Annotated in this window: 20 protein-coding genes; 13 read left to right on the top strand and 7 right to left on the bottom strand. The window is 62.1% G+C overall.

Annotated features, from left to right (window positions below; translation table 11 throughout):
* The first annotated feature begins 30 nt into the window (after nucleotides 1-30).
* The 6 genes from HAV21_RS00100 (at nucleotide 31) to HAV21_RS00075 (ending at nucleotide 3,502) form a co-directional block, all read left to right on the top strand.
* On the top strand, nucleotides 31-435 hold the full coding sequence (locus HAV21_RS00100) for a DUF6507 family protein (protein WP_166839788.1): 405 nt from the start codon (nucleotides 31-33) through the stop codon (nucleotides 433-435).
* Between the two features lie 7 nt (nucleotides 436-442).
* Nucleotides 443-1,927 (top strand): hypothetical protein, encoded by a 1,485-nt coding sequence (locus tag HAV21_RS00095; RefSeq protein ID WP_166839787.1) that lies wholly within the window; start codon nucleotides 443-445, stop codon nucleotides 1,925-1,927.
* Nucleotides 1,899-2,318: a DNA/RNA non-specific endonuclease gene (locus HAV21_RS00090; RefSeq protein WP_347877597.1), complete on the top strand. Its 420-nt coding sequence runs from the start codon at nucleotides 1,899-1,901 to the stop codon at nucleotides 2,316-2,318. Before HAV21_RS00095 ends, HAV21_RS00090 begins: the two co-directional genes overlap by 29 nt.
* The gene (locus HAV21_RS00085) at nucleotides 2,315-2,791 is read left to right on the top strand and encodes a hypothetical protein (protein WP_166839786.1); all 477 of its coding nucleotides are present in this window, start codon (nucleotides 2,315-2,317) and stop codon (nucleotides 2,789-2,791) included. The genes HAV21_RS00090 and HAV21_RS00085 overlap by 4 nt, the downstream gene beginning before the upstream one ends.
* A gap of 65 nt (nucleotides 2,792-2,856) precedes the next feature.
* Complete coding sequence (locus HAV21_RS00080) at nucleotides 2,857-3,075, top strand: hypothetical protein (RefSeq protein ID WP_166839784.1); 219 nt, start codon at nucleotides 2,857-2,859, stop codon at nucleotides 3,073-3,075.
* Entirely contained in the window at nucleotides 3,059-3,502 is a 444-nt protein-coding gene (locus tag HAV21_RS00075) for a hypothetical protein (protein WP_166839782.1), read from the top strand. Before HAV21_RS00080 ends, HAV21_RS00075 begins: the two co-directional genes overlap by 17 nt.
* Here HAV21_RS00075 and HAV21_RS00070 read toward each other — a convergent pair.
* Nucleotides 3,492-4,256 (bottom strand): CbiX/SirB N-terminal domain-containing protein, encoded by a 765-nt coding sequence (locus HAV21_RS00070; RefSeq protein WP_166839781.1) that lies wholly within the window; start codon nucleotides 4,254-4,256, stop codon nucleotides 3,492-3,494. The two genes, HAV21_RS00075 and HAV21_RS00070, sit on opposite strands and share 11 nt — an antisense overlap.
* On the opposite strand from HAV21_RS00070, the gene HAV21_RS00065 reads away from it, so the two are divergent.
* The 3 genes from HAV21_RS00065 (at nucleotide 4,257) to HAV21_RS00055 (ending at nucleotide 6,643) form a co-directional block, all read left to right on the top strand.
* On the top strand, nucleotides 4,257-4,928 hold the full coding sequence (locus tag HAV21_RS00065) for a trimeric intracellular cation channel family protein (RefSeq protein WP_024817735.1): 672 nt from the start codon (nucleotides 4,257-4,259) through the stop codon (nucleotides 4,926-4,928). It begins immediately after the preceding gene.
* Between the two features lie 13 nt (nucleotides 4,929-4,941).
* Nucleotides 4,942-5,367, top strand: a complete 426-nt coding sequence (locus HAV21_RS00060) for a hypothetical protein (protein WP_062073394.1) — start codon at nucleotides 4,942-4,944, stop codon at nucleotides 5,365-5,367.
* Between the two features lie 406 nt (nucleotides 5,368-5,773).
* Nucleotides 5,774-6,643 carry a type IV toxin-antitoxin system AbiEi family antitoxin domain-containing protein gene (locus HAV21_RS00055; RefSeq protein WP_166840839.1) on the top strand — a complete coding sequence of 290 codons (870 nt, stop codon included), beginning with the start codon at nucleotides 5,774-5,776 and terminating at the stop codon, nucleotides 6,641-6,643.
* 126 nt (nucleotides 6,644-6,769) lie between these two features.
* On the opposite strand, the gene HAV21_RS00050 is transcribed toward HAV21_RS00055, so the two are convergent.
* The 3 genes from HAV21_RS00050 to HAV21_RS00040 are packed head-to-tail and all read right to left on the bottom strand — an operon-like array spanning nucleotide 6,770 to nucleotide 10,015.
* The gene (locus HAV21_RS00050; protein ID WP_166839779.1) at nucleotides 6,770-7,873 is read right to left on the bottom strand and encodes a polyprenyl synthetase family protein; all 1,104 of its coding nucleotides are present in this window, start codon (nucleotides 7,871-7,873) and stop codon (nucleotides 6,770-6,772) included.
* Nucleotides 7,874-7,882: 9 nt separating this feature from the next.
* Nucleotides 7,883-9,226 carry a geranylgeranyl reductase family protein gene (locus HAV21_RS00045; RefSeq protein WP_166839778.1) on the bottom strand — a complete coding sequence of 448 codons (1,344 nt, stop codon included), beginning with the start codon at nucleotides 9,224-9,226 and terminating at the stop codon, nucleotides 7,883-7,885.
* A gap of 27 nt (nucleotides 9,227-9,253) precedes the next feature.
* Nucleotides 9,254-10,015, bottom strand: coding sequence for a demethylmenaquinone methyltransferase (locus HAV21_RS00040; protein ID WP_142938243.1), 762 nt, complete (start codon nucleotides 10,013-10,015; stop codon nucleotides 9,254-9,256).
* A 91-nt stretch (nucleotides 10,016-10,106) separates the two neighbouring features.
* Here HAV21_RS00040 and HAV21_RS00035 point away from each other — a divergent pair, with 91 nt between their 5' ends.
* The 4 genes from HAV21_RS00035 (at nucleotide 10,107) to HAV21_RS00020 (ending at nucleotide 14,109) form a co-directional block, all read left to right on the top strand.
* Nucleotides 10,107-11,462, top strand: coding sequence for an isochorismate synthase (locus HAV21_RS00035; protein ID WP_166839776.1), 1,356 nt, complete (start codon nucleotides 10,107-10,109; stop codon nucleotides 11,460-11,462).
* A 158-nt stretch (nucleotides 11,463-11,620) separates the two neighbouring features.
* The gene (locus tag HAV21_RS00030) at nucleotides 11,621-12,418 is read left to right on the top strand and encodes an ABC transporter substrate-binding protein (RefSeq protein WP_166839775.1); all 798 of its coding nucleotides are present in this window, start codon (nucleotides 11,621-11,623) and stop codon (nucleotides 12,416-12,418) included.
* Between the two features lie 93 nt (nucleotides 12,419-12,511).
* Entirely contained in the window at nucleotides 12,512-13,303 is a 792-nt protein-coding gene (locus HAV21_RS00025) for an amino acid ABC transporter permease (protein ID WP_142938240.1), read from the top strand.
* Between the two features lie 11 nt (nucleotides 13,304-13,314).
* Nucleotides 13,315-14,109: an amino acid ABC transporter ATP-binding protein gene (locus HAV21_RS00020; RefSeq protein WP_166839774.1), complete on the top strand. Its 795-nt coding sequence runs from the start codon at nucleotides 13,315-13,317 to the stop codon at nucleotides 14,107-14,109.
* A gap of 244 nt (nucleotides 14,110-14,353) precedes the next feature.
* Here HAV21_RS00020 and menD read toward each other — a convergent pair whose 3' ends face one another.
* The 3 genes from menD to HAV21_RS22090 form a co-directional block, all read right to left on the bottom strand.
* Complete coding sequence (menD, locus tag HAV21_RS00015; RefSeq protein ID WP_166839773.1) at nucleotides 14,354-16,063, bottom strand: 2-succinyl-5-enolpyruvyl-6-hydroxy-3-cyclohexene-1-carboxylic-acid synthase; 1,710 nt, start codon at nucleotides 16,061-16,063, stop codon at nucleotides 14,354-14,356.
* Between the two features lie 149 nt (nucleotides 16,064-16,212).
* Nucleotides 16,213-16,788, bottom strand: a complete 576-nt coding sequence (locus tag HAV21_RS00010; protein WP_142938237.1) for a heme-binding protein — start codon at nucleotides 16,786-16,788, stop codon at nucleotides 16,213-16,215.
* A 305-nt stretch (nucleotides 16,789-17,093) separates the two neighbouring features.
* Nucleotides 17,094-17,284 (bottom strand): hypothetical protein (locus HAV21_RS22090; RefSeq protein WP_243753073.1); only part of this gene is annotated, 191 nt, incomplete at its 5' end.

Here is a 17,284-nt window from a genome sequence, read left to right as displayed (position 1 = left end):
TCCCGGAGGAGCCGTTTTGGGGGGGATTTGGTGACGATCAGCTGGGATATTGACCCTGCCGGTACGCGGGCTGTGCTGGCTACCGCGGCGGCGGATGCGGACGGGCAGAACCAAGCTGCCACACGGTTGGGCGCCTCGCTCGATGGCGCAGGCACCGTGGTGGGCGGTGGTCTGGTGGGCAAGGCCCTTCATGAGTACGCCGAGATCTCCGCACTCCCCCACCTCACAGCCATCGCCGGACGGTCCAACCGCATCATCGAAGGCGCAACGGTCGCGTTGACGGCTTATGTACGGGCCGACGCCGACATGGCGCGACAGGCGCAGGCCTCGGCATCCACCCTGGCAGCCGACGGATCAGGGTTGGGTCGTGTCTCGGGGCTCGACGGCGGCGGCTCGCTGTCGTGGGGCGGTCGCCGTTCGCCCGAGCGCGGCTGAGTACGGCATGGCAGACAACTTTGGCAGGTGTATCGCCCCGCAGGGCGGCGTCCCGGGCCTGGACTTAGCGGCGTTGCCGATGGTCCCGGATCCCGCCGCACTCGATTTGGCGGCAAAGGACCTACACGCCGCAGGAGCCGGACTCCGGGATGCTGTCACCACAACCGCAACGAACTGGAACGCTCTGGCCGTCCCGTTCCACACCCCGGAACTCCCTGACCTCCTGGCCGCTTTCACCCCGGTGAGAGTCATGGCCGGCACAGTCAACGACGGCACGTCCGTGGCCGCCGCGGCTTTGTCCGAATTTGCCACTGCCTGCCAAGCCGTGAAGACCCTGTCCGGGAATCTCACGGAGGACGCCTCGAAGCTCAGTAGTCGCATCGACCTCAAAGGTGATGACTGGGGGACCGTCCCGGCGATCGTGGACGAACAGCACCGGCTCCTCGCCGAACTCAACAAGATCAAAGCCTGGTTCGCAGAAGCCGAGCAGGACTGCGCGAACAAGATCCGCGGAGTGTACGGCGGAACCCGCTACGTCAGCGCCACCGACGCCGCGGCCCGAGCCGATGGTTCCAACGTCTACGCGGTGGACGCCCCCACCCTGGATGCCTTGGGCGAGGAAGGCAAACTCCCCTGGGGTGCACCCGTTGAACGGGCAAAACTGCACGGTTGGGCAGGAGCCGCGCAGGGCGCCCTGGACACCCTGTGGGAAACCGCGGCCACGGCATACTCGCTGTCCTGGATGTCAGCCGTGGCGAGGCCTTCCGTGCCCGAACTGGGCCTCGAAGAGACGCCCAGCGGCGAGGACACCCTGAAAGGAATCGGCAAGACCCTCTGGAACATTGGCACTTTCATCTCCCCCGGCGTCTGGCTGGATCGTGCCATCACCGGCAAACAAGAGGACCAGGAAGCAGCTGCCGCCGAGCTCAGCCAGGCCCTGCCCGCCATGCTCCATGCCGAGGCGTGGGCGAAGGGCGAATGGGAATACGCGCTGACCCGCAACACCACCGACCTCGGCGCAGCGCTGGCCACCGGCGGCGGAACAACAGCAGTACGCGCCGGCGCCCTCCTCGAAAAGGTTCTGGCGGACCTCGCGCCCGCAACTAGCGCCAAAATCTCCGATGCCATGGCCGGCGTCAAGGTCGCCACCTTGGAACATGCCCTCAAACCAGCACTCCAAGGGATGGCCAACGTCCTGGATCACCTCGACGACGGCGGAGGTGCCGTCCGCGTAGCCGACGGGTTCTCCGGGGTGGGCCGTGGCCCCCTCGGTGGCTTGGCAGAGGACCTGCTCCAAGGCATAGAACGCCTGGACCAGGCCGCCCACCGGCCCCCGGCGATCGGCACGCTAGGCAGGGCCGCGGAACACCACCAAGCCACCACCGATCTGGTCTCCACTCCGCACCACAACCCGTCCAAACCATCGGTCCAGCAAGACCGACGAAAACGGACACACCAAACACGTGGCGGTGGTAGGGCTGGAACTTGGTGACGGCCAACGATCCCCGTACATCCAAGGTTCCGTTGGCAGGGAATCAACGGCCGAAATAGGCGACTGGGACCCCGACGTCGTTCCGCCCGACTACGACGGCGGGCACCTCATCGCGCGACTCCTCGACGGAATCGGCGAACGCATCAACACCGTCGGCATGCTCAAGGAACTCAACCGAAGTTCGGTTAACCGGAAGAACTTCTACAGGATCGAGATGCAATTACGCGACAAGTTGCTCGAAGTACCGCCGCCTAAGATTAATCTGCAAATAGATGTCCTTCGACGGCCGTCCATGAAGACACCCGAAAAATTCATCGTCCAAGCCTGGGCCGACGGCAAAGGTTTTGTTGATGAAACCTTCAATAACATAGTAGAAAGAGGCAGTCGATGACGGCGTCGCAACCGGCCAAGGACCCGTTCGAGCAGGCGCGCGAATACGAACGAATCATCGCAGAGGCAATGTGGTCCGTCCGTCCGGCAGATACAGCTTGGGATTCGCTGGTGTATGTCCACAATCAAATAGGCAGCCGGGGCAGCTCAATAACTAAGATCTTCCATCGCGGAGACTTGATCGACCGTAAGAGCATCATCAAAGAGATCGCATTCACGGTCGACGACCTTCGAGAATTAATGTACAAGCCCGGCAAAGGCACATGGTTCTCCATGACCATCAAAATCACTCGCGAAGGTGATGGTTGGGAGGCAGATTACAACTACACCGAAAAGCCCGTCTGGGAACTCGGCGAACCGGTCAACGACACCTACGCCCAGGAGCTGTACCTCTTCCCCCGCGACGAGGAACACATCCCCGACTGGTTTAAAGAAGAAATACGGGGATCCACTTGGACCCCTGAAACGGATTAAGGCGACGAACAGGATGACTCAGCACTCCGTCGCAACGGACCCATTCGAACAAAACTTGGCTGTCCATGACTCTGACCATCGCCCCTGCTGGCATCGGCTGGGAGGCCAGCTACAACTACAACCAGAAGCCTGCGTGGGAGTCTCCGGAACCCGCAGAAGCGGACTACTCCGACGAACTTACGTATTTCCCCAGAAACGAGGACCACATTCCGGACTGGTTCAGGGAAGAACTCAAAGGGGTCAAGACCCCTTCACAAAAGCAACAGGTTGGGAGAAGGACTTGAGGTCTATCTTGCAAGCGCGGCTTTGGTCGGGAAGGGCATCCATGAGCTGGACAGGCTTTGGCAGTTCGAACTTCTGTACCTAGCTGCCCAATCAGTGGCCATGAACCCAGGACTTTACAGAGCAGTAGAGCATCCCGGGGGCTTGACCCTGCGGGAAATCAACTGCACAAGCACACCGCGGCGCTGGCGCAACGCAGCTGGACTGGTTGACCTCATCGTGGGTGTGAAACATCCGCACGTACCTCGGATGGTCGGTACGCCGAACGGGGATGTTGCGCTGCTTGGCATTGTTCTGCTGCATCCCAAGGAGTCGGCCTACATAGAGTGGGGCGGGCCGGACGCTGGTTCGGTGATCGCACAGAGACTGGAGGCGTTGCCCCCGGAACTAGTCAACAACCCTCGCCGCAAACCTGTCGTCAGCGGCTAGCCACCACTGCGTCATACCGTTCCAGCGCGATCTCCGCCAACACAGGAGAAGGCAGCAAAGGTGCCGCCACAACGTCCGCGCCCGCCTTCGCCAACTGATCGTGGAAATAGCCGGTAGCCAACAGGTATGAGGCAATGAAAACCCTGCCTGTCCCACCGTCTGCGGCGAGTTCGGCACGCAAGGAGGCGACGCCGTCGGGCACTGTTGGCTGGGCACTGGCGCCATAGGCGACGCGCACTTTGTTCGGCAGCAGCTCGCCGAGGAGCCTCCCCTGCTCTTCCGAGTCAACCGAGCCGTCCGGAAGGGACGATCCAGCGGCGGCCAGCAGCACGCCGTCGTTCTCAGTCAGCCCGGCCGCACGCAGGTGGGTGGCCAACAGCTCTGCCAACCGAGGGTCCGGACCCAGGGGCCTGGCGGCAATTACCTCAGGGCGGCTCTTGATGGCTTTGGGCACGTCCACTTTGATGTGGAAGCCGGTAGAGAGCAAAAGCGGTACGACGACGGCGGCAGTCCCCTCCGGCAGGCCCTCCACCACGCCGCCCAGCTCCGGTTCCTGAACGTCAACGTACGCCTCAACAACACGCAAACCGGGGCGGAGAGTTTCAATGTCTGCCATCACGCGCCGGATGGCAGCCTGGCCTTCGGCGTTGCGGGTTCCATGGGCGCAAGCGATCAAAACGGGGCTGTTCATGGGAGCTAGCGTAACGTTGAGCCAGCACCTGTTGTTAAGCGCGTTAAGAAAGAACCCGTCCACTTGATTTCCTTTGACATTGTTCTTCTTTGGCTTGACCTCATCGGCGTGTTCTTTTTTGCTGTGTCAGGCTCGTTGTTGGCGGCCCGGAAGCAGTTCGACTTCGTGGGCTCCATACTTCTCGCGTCCATCGCGGCACTGGGCGGTGGCGTAATCCGTGACATCGTGATCAACGCCGGTCCCCCTATCGCTTTCACCAACCCCGCGTACCTGGCCCCGCCGTTGTTGGCTGCGCTGCTGGTTTACTACTTGTTTTCCTCCGTGCAGCGCTTCACCTCTCTGCTGACCCTGTTCGACGCCGGCGGGCTGGCCTTGTTCTGCATCACGGGCACGCTGAAGGCAATCGGCGCGGGCATGAATCCGGTGGCTGCGATCCTGCTGGGGGTCACCACTGCCGTGGGCGGAGGCCTGCTCCGTGACATCACCGCGAACGAAATCCCTACCCTGTTCAACAACCGCGACATCTATGCGCTGCCGGCCTTCGCGGGTGCCGGCTTGACCACCTTGTTGTGGAACCTTGGCCTGTTCAATGGGGTTACCGCTTGTGTCATCGCTGGCGTTGTTTTCGCTTTCCGGGTGACCGCGTGGCGGCGCAGTTGGTATGTGCCGTTGGCTGTGCGCGGATGGCATCGAGCAGCCACCGGTGGGGGCGCAATTTCGGGCCCCCGGGATTAGCTAGGATAAGAGCATGACTGACATGTTCCTCGAGAAGTTCCGCGCGCTGGTCCCAAAGTATCTCGAGGATGAATGGCAGGAAGAAGACGGCCTCACGCCGGCCGAGCTGGACGACGCCCTGGCCGATCACTCCTTCACCATCCCGCTGGTTCTGCGCGAGTTCTACCTTGCTATCGGCGGCTGCGAGGACCTCATGGAGGCTTACCACTACTTCTGGGACCCTGAGGAACTCGAAGTTGATGACGAAGGCTTCCTCATGTTCCTCGAAGACGAGGACGAGCAATTCACGTGGGGCTTCCGCACCGCCGATCTCAGCATCCCGGACCCCATCGTCTGGCGCCGCAATAACGCCCGCGGCCAGTGGAAGAGCGAAGAAGGTACGTTCTCCGAGTTCGTGTTCGACATGTTCGAGTGGGCATTCAACGACGACGAAGACTAAGTCTTCAGTTTTCGACGGGGTTCCTGACCCCGTTTGATCTACTATCAGCCCCTATGCAACCTTCATTGGTTGCATAGGGGCTGATTTGTGTTCAGAGGGGGTCACGAAGCCACAGGGTTTCAGAGTGAGGCCTCGGGTTTCCGGGCTAAAAACGGAATGGCCCCGGCTCGCTGCAACGTTACGAGTCATACGCTGCACCGAACCGGGACCACAATCTCCGTTCGCATCAGACCCACCGGAGGCATTTAGTGGATCCGTGAATAGCTTATGACAAACCTGTCATATGTGCAACTCTTGGGGTCAATGAAATTTCGAGGTCACCGCGCGCTCTTTACGGCCTCGTGGAGTTATCCACATAGACCGAAATACCGGTTCCGGGCAGTCTCCAGCGCAGCAAGCATGGATGATGGACCTCACCGAATTCCTCCGAATCAGACACGGTGCCGCCAAGACCGCGGACTTGAAGCGGGCCGGCTTCTCAGAAAGAGCACTGGCAACGGCTGTGGCCTCCGGATCGGTGTCTAAGCTGCAGCGCGGCGTCTACACACTCAAAGGAGCGGACCCCGACGTCGTAGCCGCCTTTCGCACGAATGGGCGCCTGACGTGCATCTCGGCGGCGAGGTTCTACAGCCTATGGGTGCTTCGTAAACCAACAACCCTGCATCTGAGTTGCGGAAACGGGCTGTCCAAACCTGACATTGTTGACCACGCCTCCATGACCCATCCCCCACATTCCTACCTGCCTGTTGCCGGTGTAGCCGACGTTCTGATCCATGCGCTCAGATGCCTCCCGGAATTGGAATCACTGGTCATGGTTCAAAGCGCAGTGAGCCAGGCGCTACTTGGCCCGGACTATCTGAGATCAAAGCTGCCAGGTACGCGGAATGGACGGGCGCGGGCAGTTCTGGGGTTGGTTATTCCGAGGTCTGATTCGTTACTTGAAATTTTGGCTCATACGCATTTCACCAGGGCCGGACTGAGGGTGAGCATGCACGTTCAGCTGCAAGGTGTTGGCGAAGTCGACTGTCTGATCAACGGTTGCCTGGTGATCGAGTTGGATGGCGGTACTCACTTGGAAGGCAGGCAAGTGAAAAAGGACCAGTACCGAAACAATGCCAGCATCCGTGGCGGGCCGCTGGTCCTTCGCTATTACTATTCCGACGTCGTCCATCACCCTGAAAAAATGGTGGCTGAAGTGCTCGCAGTCCTGGGCAACAGGGAAGCAGGCCACTTCGGACCGTCGCGCTGGACGCCCAAGTGGGTACCGGCGTCGTGATCCAAGTGGCATCCTGACCCTGTTTGAAACGGCAACGGCCGCTATACAACCCATTTAGGGTGCATAGCGGCCGTCAGGCGCTCAAACAGGGTCAGGAAGCCACAAACGCGCAAAGCAAAGAGAAACCTAGCTACTGCGGTCCACCACAGCATGGGCGAAGTTGGTCAGCGACGCCTTCACGACGCCCTCCGGCAGCGGCTCCAATGCCGCAACGGCTTCGGCGGACCACTGGCGGGCAATCTTCCAGGACTCGTTGGTGACCGGGTGCTCGCGCAGGCCAGCAACGGCTTCAGCCAAAGCCGCGTCGGAAGACAGATCGCCGTCGATCAGTTCAAGGAGGGCAGTAGCGGAGGCATCCCCTGCACCAGCATCCCGGCGAAGCAGCAGGACAGGCAAAGTGGGAACACCTTCGCGGAGGTCAGTGCCCGGGGACTTACCGGACTTGACCTTCACACCGGTGACATCAATGACGTCGTCGGCAAGCTGGAAAGCCACACCAACTTTCTCGCCGTATTCCACCAGCAGGTCCTCGTAGGACTCATCGGCGCCGGCGAAGATCGCTCCGAGCTGGCCGGACGCTGCCACCAGTGAGCCGGTCTTGTCTGCGATGACGGACAGGTAGTGCTCCACGGGATCTTCGTCTTCGCGCGGGCCCACGGTTTCGTGGAGCTGGCCGAGGCACAAGCGCTCGAAGGTCCGCGCTTGGATGCCCAACGCGCGGGAACCGAGCTCGGACACCAGGATGGAGGCACGGGCAAAGATGAGGTCACCGGTGAGGATGGCGACGGAGTTGCCCCATACTTCGTGGGCCGTGGGAGCACCGCGGCGGAAGGGTGCGGAGTCCATGACGTCGTCGTGGTACAGCGTGGCGAGGTGTGTCAGTTCCACCACAACAGCGGCCTGAACAACCTCGGGGCGGGAAGCATCGCCAAGGTGGGCGCACAGCAGGGTCAACAGCGGACGAATGCGCTTGCCGCCGGCTTCCACCAGGTGGCGCGACGTCGCGTCAGCCAGGGGGTCCGAGTTGGAAATGGCTTCGCGGAGCTTTTTCTCAACCCGTGCAAGGTTGGTGGTGATGGCCGGTCCGAGCTCGGCATCGCCGGCAATGGCGGCGAATCCGGCGGGCAGCTGGAGTCCCGTTGCTATTGCGGTGGTGTTGGGAGCAGGCTCAACGGCCTGCGGCAAGCCGTGCCCGGCATGAGTCCAGCTGTGTTCGGCAGAGTTCGTCACGGGTTAACCCTAACTAGTTGTTGCGGAAACCGCGGTGTTGGAGCCTGCCGGCGTAAGGGCGCGGGCAGGCGAAGTGTTGGAGGTGGCCGGAACCAGCATTTCGAGGACCCGGATAACCCGGTCTTCGAAGCCCTTCGCGGACGGATCCGTGAGGTTCGCGAGCATTCGAACCACAAAGCGCATGAGCACAGGAATGGGCATACCCGTGCGCAGTGCCAGCTTCATCACGGCGGGCTTCCCGATCAGGGAGGCAAACATGCGGCCCAGTGTGAAGTGTGAACCCCACTGGTCCCGCACATAGTCCGCGTACCGCGAAAGGTGAGCATCGGCGTCGTGCGTTGTCCAACCGGCGGAAGCCGAGCGCGACGACGCGTCAATCAGGAACTCAGCCGCGAACCGGGCCGACTCCATGGCGTAGGAAATGCCCTCTCCGTTGAACGGGGACACCATTCCGCCGGCGTCACCCAACAGGAGAAGCCCGGGTGAGTAGTGCGGGGTGCGGTTGAAGCCCATGGGCAGCGCGGCACCGCGGATCTCCCCCACCTGGTTTTCCGGTGTGAAGCCCCAATCGGACGGCATGCCGGCGGTCCATTCGCGCAGGACCTGCTTGTAGTCGAGTTTGCCGAATTCCTTGGACGAGTTCAGTATCCCCAGGCCCACGTTGGAGGTTCCGTCGCCAACCCCGAACACCCAACCGTATCCGGGCAGCGGTTTACCGGACTTGCCGGGGAGTTCCAGCCAGCCCTCCATCCAGTCATCGTCATGCCTGGGCGAAGTGAAATAGGTGCGCACTGCGACGCCCAGCGGACGGTCGTCGCGTTTGTGCATACCCAACGACACCGCAGTTCGCGTTGAGTTGCCGTCCGCGGCGAGGACGACGTCGGCGTGGAAGTCGCGCGTTTCGCCCGTCTTGCGTCCGGACTCGTCAAGGATGGAAGCCTGGACGCCGATCACGCGGCCGTCTTCTGCGGTCAACGCGGAGGTGACGCTGTGGCGTTCAAGCACGACGGCGCCCGCGGACTCGGCGTGGCGGGCCAGGTCCTCGTCAAAACCGAGTCGGGTCCGGATCAGGCCGTAGGTGGGGAAGTCGGCAACCTCGGGCCACGGCAATTCGATGGTGCGGCCACCGGCAATAAGGCGAAGGCCCTTGTTCCGGCGCCAACCCTCCGAGACAGCATGGGGCAGCCCAAGCTTCTGGATCTCGCGGACCGCGCGTGGAGTGAGCCCATCGCCGCAGACTTTTTCACGGGGAAAAGAGGTCTTTTCCAGCACCGTGACATCGATGCCCTGCTGGGCGAGGTAATACGCGGCGGTGGACCCGGCAGGGCCCGCGCCAACAATCAGTACTTTCACGACGTCCTAATCAACGGGCTGTGCTGGTTAGCCGGCCTGGTGGCGCGGCTTGATCTGGCGGCGAAGCTTTGCCACGGGAACACTTTCGCGGTGATCGGCGGGCTTCTGCGCACGGTGCACGGCAACAATGCCGCCGCTGAGGTTCCGGTAAGTTACGTCCGTCCAGCCGGCGTCGCTGAGCCACTGGGCCAGGTGGTCCTGGTCCGGCCAGGCGCGGATGGATTCGGCGAGGTACACGTAGGCGTCCGGGTTGGAGGAGACCTTGGTGGCGATGGCCGGAAGCGCACGCATCAGGTACTCGGTGTAGAGGTTGCGCCACAAGGGAACCACGGGGTGCGAGAACTCGGCGATGACCAGCCGCCCGCCAGGCTTGGTGACGCGCAGCATCTCTTCAAGAGCCTTGCGCGGTTCCACCACGTTGCGGAGGCCGAAGGAGATGGTGGAGGCATCGAAGCTGTTGTCAGCGAACGGCAGGTTAGTGGCGTCGCCGGCAATGAAGTCGATGTCCGGGCGGCGGCGCTTGCCTACTTTGAGCATGCCCAGGGAAAAGTCGCAGGCCACAACGTCCACGCCTGCGTCGGCGTAGGGTTCGCTGGATGTTCCCGTTCCGGCGGCGAGGTCCAGGACCTTCTGGCCTTTTTTCACATCCATGGCGTCCACCACGATCCGGCGCCAACGCCGGGTCTGTCCCATGGACAGGACATCATTGACGACGTCGTATTTTGGGGCGACATCATCAAACATCGTCGCAACTTCGTCCGGACGCTTTTCCAAGGATGCTCGGTTCACCCTGTAATTGTCTCAGACATTCAACCGACTTTGCTGCGCTGTAGAAGTCGGCTCAGATTCTGGCTGGGCACGGGAGTACTGTTGTTCCATCATGACGAGCACGCTCCGCACCTTGACAGTCCCCCTGAATGTTGAATCATCCTCCGGGGGGCTGCCGTCGTTTCTGGTGCGGGACGACGTCCTGTGCTGGTCCCGCAGGGAGGCCGGCCTGGTTGGCTATGGCGAGCTGACCCGCTTCAACGCCACCGGGCCCGAGCGATTCCTTGAGGCCGATATCTGGTGGCGACACCTCATTATTGAGGCGGACATCACGGATCTTGTGGAGGTCCCGGGCACCGGTCCGGTGGCCTTCGGCTCCTTTGCCTTCTCCAAAACCTCCCCGCATGTGTCCCGCTTGATCCTCCCCGAACTAGTGATCGGCATCCGTGATGGCCGCGCCTGGGCCACCCAGTTGACGTTCGACGACGGCCCCCTCACCGAGGCCGGCGTCCTCGCCTCCGTGGACCGCTGGCTTACCCAGCCGGAGCCCAACGGCGACGCTTCAGCCACCGGAGGGCCCGACGTCGGACTCTCACCGGAGGCTGTTAATGCGGACGGTTCCGCCGGTCACCTCAGCCGCGGGTCCCTGAGTGAGGCCGCTTGGATGCAGGCCGTTTCCAACGGTGTGGAGGAGATCCGAGCCGGAAAACTGGAGAAGCTGGTGCTGGCGCGCGACGTCGTCGCCAACCTTCCGGAGGGCGTCAATGCTGCGGAGGTTCTTCGTCAGCTTGCTGCGAGATACCGCGAATGCTGGACGTACGGCGTGGACGGTCTGGTCGGAGCTACGCCGGAGATGCTGATTCAAGTGGAGGGCCGGACTGCGCAGGCGCGGGTGTTGGCAGGAACACTGGATCGCCGCGACGCGGATGGCATGGACGGGTCCCCCATGGAGTACGCCGAGCGGGTCCTGGCCGGTTCAGAAAAGCAACGCCACGAACACGAGATCGCCATTGATTCATTGACGCGGCAGCTCGCTCCTTTCTCCGAGGCGATGAATTCCCACAGCGAGCCCTTCATTCTGGAGCTGCCCAATGTGTGGCATCTGGCCTCGGACGTGAAGGCGGAGCTGGCTGACATCGAGGGACACGTTCCTACCTGCCTGGCCCTGATCAACGCCCTGCATCCCACAGCGGCGGTCTGCGGAACGCCCACATTGGTAGCCGGTGCCCTGATCCGCAAACTGGAGCATTTGGACCGCGGCCCTTACGCCGGCCCCGTAGGTTGGCTGGACGCTGCCGGGAATGGTGAATGGGGCATCGCACTCCGTGGCGCTGTGATTGAGGACGCCAATACCGTGCGCCTGTATGCGGGCTGCGGGATTGTGGAAGGCTCCGTGCCGGAGGTCGAACTGGCCGAAACGTGGGCCAAATTCCGGCCGATGCTGGAAGCCCTGGGCATCAAGGGCTGAATCTGGGATTTCAGACACCATCACTTCTGCAGTGGTTGATTAGTGCGTAAACTTGTTATCCAATAGTGAAACTTCGTTTCCTGTGATGCACATCTCACGTTCGGCGCTACACTAAAACCGACTCAGTTCAGCATCCACTGCAACAAAAGGTAAACAACATGCAGATCTCCCGTTCGGTTCTGTCCGGCACCAAGATTGCCGCCGTGCTCGCCGCCGGCGCCCTGGCCCTCACCGCCTGTGGTGGTTCCTCCACCCCGGCTTCGTCCTCGGACTCCGGCCTCAAGCTCATCAACGCCGGCAAGCTGACCGTTTGCTCGGACGTGCCTTACGAGCCCTTCGAATTCCAGAAGGATGGCAAGATCGTGGGCTTCGACATGGACATCGCCGCCGAGATCGCCAAGGACGTCAAGGCCGAACTCAACGTGGTGGACAGCTCCTTCGAAGCAATCGAGACCGGCACCGCACTGACCGGCTGCGATGTCTCCATCTCCTCGATCTCCATTACGGACGTCCGCAAGAACGTCATGGACTTCTCCAACCCCTACCTGGACGACGACCTGACCCTCGTGGCCACGTCCTCCTCCGGCATCAACAACCTCGACGGCGCCAAGGGCAAGAAGGTAGGCGTCCAGCAGGCCACTACCGGCGCCCAGTACGCCAAGGACAAGGGAATCGACGCCCAGCAGTTCGAAGACTCCGGCCTCCTGGTTCAGGCCCTCAAGGCCGGCACCATCGACGCCGCAGTGGGTAACGGCTCCGTCCTGGGCTACGCCATCAAGGACGACTCCAACCTCAAGCGCGTTGAAGACTTTGCAACGGGTGAGAAACTGGGCATCTCCATCAAGAAGGGGAACACCGCCATGGCTGATGCCGTGAACGCCACCCTCAAGCGCATCACCGACGACGGATCCATGAAGAAGTTCGAGACCACCTGGTTCGGCGAAGCCAGCAAGTAGTCCGAGCCCCGGCTCCCCAGATCCACGCAGGCGGGCCCCGAAACCACATGTTGTTTCGGGGCCCCACCTGCGCAACATGAATGTGAGAACCCCATGGCAATGACTGCACGTCAACGAGCCAAAGTCAGTTTGTACGTCCAGGCCGGAATCTTCGTAGTGGCCGTGGTCGCAGTGATCCTTGCTGTGGACTGGAAGACCATTGGTACCAGCGTCTTCAACTTCGCCAAGATCGGGCCGATGTTCCCGGACATCTTCCTGGTGGGCCTCAAGAACACCCTCATTTACACGGCACTGGCTTTCATAGTGGGCTTGTCCGGCGGCCTTCTGCTGGCCCTGATGAAGCTCTCCTCGTTCCCGCTGTACCGCTGGCTCGCCACCGGATACATCGAGTTCTTCCGAGGCGTTCCCGCGCTTCTGGTGTTCATCGCTTTCGGCTACGGCGTACCGCTGGCGTTCGGCGTGCAGTGGGACGTCAACATCGTGGTCATGGTTTCGTTGGGCATGGTGGCCTCGGCCTATATCGCTGAAACACTCCGCGCCGGCCTTCAGGCTGTGCCCAAGGGCCAGATGGAAGCAGCCCGCTCACTGGGCATGCCGCACTGGCGGGCCATGATCTCAATCGTCATCCCCCAGGCATTCAAAATCGTCCTGCCGCCGCTGACCAACGAGATCATCCTGCTCACCAAGGACTCCTCGCTGATCTACGTTCTGGGTCTCACCGCGTCCCAGTACGAGCTCACCAAGTTTGGCCGTGACGGCATCTCCAGCCTCGGCGCCGGCCTCACGCCGCTGCTCGTAGCCGGTGCTTTCTACCTGGTCATCACCATCCCGTTGAGCCTCCTGGCACGGAAGTTCGAAAGCCGCTCCGCGCGGACTAAGCGATAGGCAGGACAGTCATGAATAACTCCACTGGGAGCACGGCCACCGTTCAAGCCGCCGGCGTAAACATCAAGGATCTGCGCAAGTCCTACGGCAGCAATGAGGTCCTCAAAGGCATCTCGCTGACCGTTGAACCAGGCCAGGTTGTTTGCCTGATTGGGCCTTCGGGTTCGGGTAAATCCACCCTCCTGCGCTGCGTCAACCTGCTCGAACAGCCCAACGGCGGCACCATCAACGTGGGTGAGTTCGAGGCAACAGACCCGGACGTGGACCTCAACAGGATGCGCCGGAACGTTGGGATGGTGTTCCAGCACTTCAACCTGTTCCCGCACTTGAGCGTGCTGGACAACTGCACCATCTCGCAGGTGAAGGTTCTCAAACGGTCCAAGTCCGAGGCTGGCGAAGTAGCGCGCCACAACCTCGAGCGCGTCGGCCTGGGTCACCTTGCCGACCGTTTCCCGGACCAGCTCTCCGGTGGCCAGCAGCAGCGTGTGGCCATTGCCCGGGCCCTCTCCATGGACCCGCAGCTCATGCTTTTCGATGAGCCCACGTCAGCCCTGGACCCGGAAACAGTGGGCGACGTCCTGGCCGTCATGCGCAAGCTGGCCCAAGAAGGCATGACCATGCTGGTGGTCACCCACGAGATGGGCTTCGCCCGCGAAGTGGCAGACCGCGTGGTGTTCATGGACGCCGGTGTTGTGGTGGAAGAAGGGCCGGCGGAGAACGTCATCAGTGCTCCCACCCAGCCGCGCACCAAGGAATTCCTACGCCGCGTCCTGGACCCTACACACATTGACGTGGTGGAGGACTAACCCCGCGCATAGTCGTTAGCACCACCCAAACGGGAGGGCGACACCCACATTTGGGTGTCGCCCTCCCGTTTTGCGTCACCGTCGAATTGTGGGTGTCTGTCCCTAGTGAAGTACGACGGCGGGCGGCGCACCCCTTCGCGCTCGGCGCGCCACTCCTTCACCCGCGGCGCACCCCTTCGCGCCATTCGCACCAGCGGTTACGGGTGCGATCGGCGGTAACGGTAGCGAGGTGGGGCGGAGCGGGTTAGCCCGCCGTCAGGACTTGGCCCACCGCAGCCGATATGGCTTCTTTGATCCGTGCATGGAGCTGGCGGAGGCCTGCCCGGTCCACGCGCACTTCAACAATGGTGCGGCCCTTCACAGGCGACTTGAGGGCCGCGGCGAGTTCCGCCGTCGTGGTTACTGCTTGGTGTCCGACGCCGTAAGCCGCCGCGAGTGCCGCAATGTCCACTGAGTGCGGGGTAGCGAAGAGGCGCTCGACGGCGGTGCCGTAGGCCCCTGAGTCCTCCACCACACCGTGCTCGAGAAGGCTGAAAATGGCACCGCCGGAGTCGTTGAGCACCACGATCCGGAGATCCGGCACGGGTTCTCCGTGACCGATAAGGAGTCCCCCGGCATCGTGAAGGAAGGTGACATCGCCAAGCAGGACCGTGGTTTCACGGCCGCTGCCCAGGGCAATTCCGGTGGCTGTGGCGATGGTTCCATCGATGCCGGCGAGGCCGCGGTTGGCGTGAACCGCAGCAATGGGTTCGGGGTGAGGTGCTCCCGCGAGGTCGACGTCGCGGATGCCGTTGGAAGAACCCAGCACCAACTGACCGCGGGAGTGCTCCCAGACGGTAGCGCCAACCGAGGGACCGGTTGCAAGGCTCTCCCCCGCGAGCACCCCGTCGAGGCCATGCTGTGCGGCCGCGCCGGCGAGCAGCCAGGAATCGAGCCATTCGGCAGACCCACGTCCGGCAAAGTCGGCGAGCTCGGGAAGAGTTTCGATGGGTGTTTCGCGGCGCCGCCCTGCTTCATACCAGGCAACCGGGACGGGCTGGTAGATGGCGGATTCAACAGACTCACGCGCCAGCAGGGCAGCCACAGGACGGGAGAGCGTTGCCCGTCCGAACAGGACAACGCGTTCGATCGGTGTGGGTGAATCCGGACCAAAGTGGGCCAGCAAGACCCGGTAAGGTCCAATAGCGTTCGGCCCGAAGCGTGCGTTGGACGAAGGTTCCGCCAACAGTGGCAGACCGTGGGCGCGGGCAAAGGCTTCAGCTACGGGGCCGGCGTCATGGCCGGCAAGGACCACGGTTCGTCTTTCGGCGAGTTGCTGGGAAGCTGCCGGAAGATCCAGTGCCTGGGGACCGGCGTCGTAATGGAACACGCCGCGACCGGCGGTCTCGGGAAGAGCGTCGCCTGCGTCCGGAACCAGCGGATCCCGGAACGCGAGGTTCACCTGGACAGGGCCGGGCGGGGTGTCTTCGAGGGCCCCCGTGGCGGCGTAAAGTGCTGTGGCAACCGCCTTTTGGGGGTGATCACCTGCCGGGACGTCGACGGCGAATCTCACGTGATCGCCGAAAAGGTCCATTTGGGTGGTGGTCTGGTTTGCCCCGGTGCCGTGGAGTTCTTCGGGACGGTCAGCGGAAATCACCACCACGGGGACGGCGGAATGATTGGCCTCCATGACAGCGGGAAGCAGGTTGCCCACCGCTGTCCCGGAAGTGGTCACCACTGCCACGGGAGCTTGGGTGGAGAGAGCAAGCCCCAGGGCCGTGAATCCAGCATCCCTCTCATCTATGCGGACGTGGATCCGAACCCGGCCTTCAGCTTCAGCTTCCGCGAGCGCGTAGGCCATGGGCGCCGAACGCGAACCAGGCGCCACCACCACGTGCCGCACACCGCCGTCGAGCAGTGCCGTAACGGCGATCCGGGCGGCGCCTATGGATGTCAGAGAGTCCTGGGAAGTCACCGTTCCAGTCTATTGGGGCGTCCGGACCCAAACGCTCGCTCACATCCCGAGCCCTCCCGGCCAACCATCGCTCACATCCCGAGCCCTCCCGGCCAACCATCTCTCACATCCCGAGCCCTCCCGGCCAACCATCTCTCACATCGGTCAGGTTAGGGTTCCTTAACGTCAAGGACTACCTCGTTGTGGCGGAGGAACCAAGGTTTGAAAGGTGGGTCGAAGCGCGCGAACCTGGGCGAACCGATGGGAGTCAGATCAGCCAGTTGAAGAGCCTCCATCAGCGCTACAGTATGGCGTTGAAAGGCCGCGGCTGAGCCATTGCCTGTGAATCGTGCTACAGCAGATAACGCCCCCGGTACCTCACGGATTTTGACCCTGGGCTCTTCAGGTTTTGGAGCAGTCTCTGCTGTCAGTCCTGCTGGCAGGACGAAAGCAACAACGTAGTCATCATCTGCAGCCCCAGAGATCGGTCCGCTTTGCAAGACCGGCGCCGTCATGACCAGTTCCTCCGACGTTCCGCTTTCTTGAATGACAGGCGCGGTCATGGACAGCTTCTGCCTGCTGGTGTTGTTGCCGCTGATGTAGTTGAAAAGGTAACGGAAGGCCTCGTTCCCGGCGCGATCGAACGCCGCGTGGACTTGCACCTCCGCGAGGACATGCGCGGGGTAGCGACGAAGCTCGAAGTGCGGATACTGCTGGACCAGATCGTACGGCTGCTGTTCAGTCATGGTCCAATCGACCCTACGCCGCCGCGGCACTAGCCGCCAGAGAGCAGTGGAATGTGAGAGAAGGTCCCGCCGCAAGCACGCGGGACGTGATAGAGGGTTTGTGCGGCCGTATGGTTTTCTGAGACAGGTTGATGGGAGATCGACTTCAGAATGACTGGTCCTAGAAGAAAATATGATGCGGCTTTCCGTGAGGAAGCTGTGCAGCTGGTGTTGTCCTCGGATCGTTCAGTGAAGCAAGTCGCTGACGAGCTCGGGGTGAAGGAGAGCACGTTGGGGAACTGGCTTCATCGGCACCGGGGAAAACATCAGGACGGTCCTGCTCTAGAGCCTGTGGACCGGGGCCCGGTGTCCTGGGATGAACACCGGAAGGCCTTGGCTGAGAACGAGAGATTGAAGGCCGAGGTCGAGTTCTTGGGAAAAGTCAGCGCCTTCTTTGCCGCGAAGCAAAAGTAGAGGACTTCTACGAGTTCATCGAAGCGGAGAAGGCCAACCATTC

The sequence above is a fragment of the Paenarthrobacter sp. MSM-2-10-13 genome (genome assembly GCF_011605365.1).
Classification (GTDB): domain Bacteria; phylum Actinomycetota; class Actinomycetes; order Actinomycetales; family Micrococcaceae; genus Arthrobacter.
Note: the sequence above shows the minus strand (reverse complement) of the source record. Positions and strands in the feature narration are given on the sequence as shown.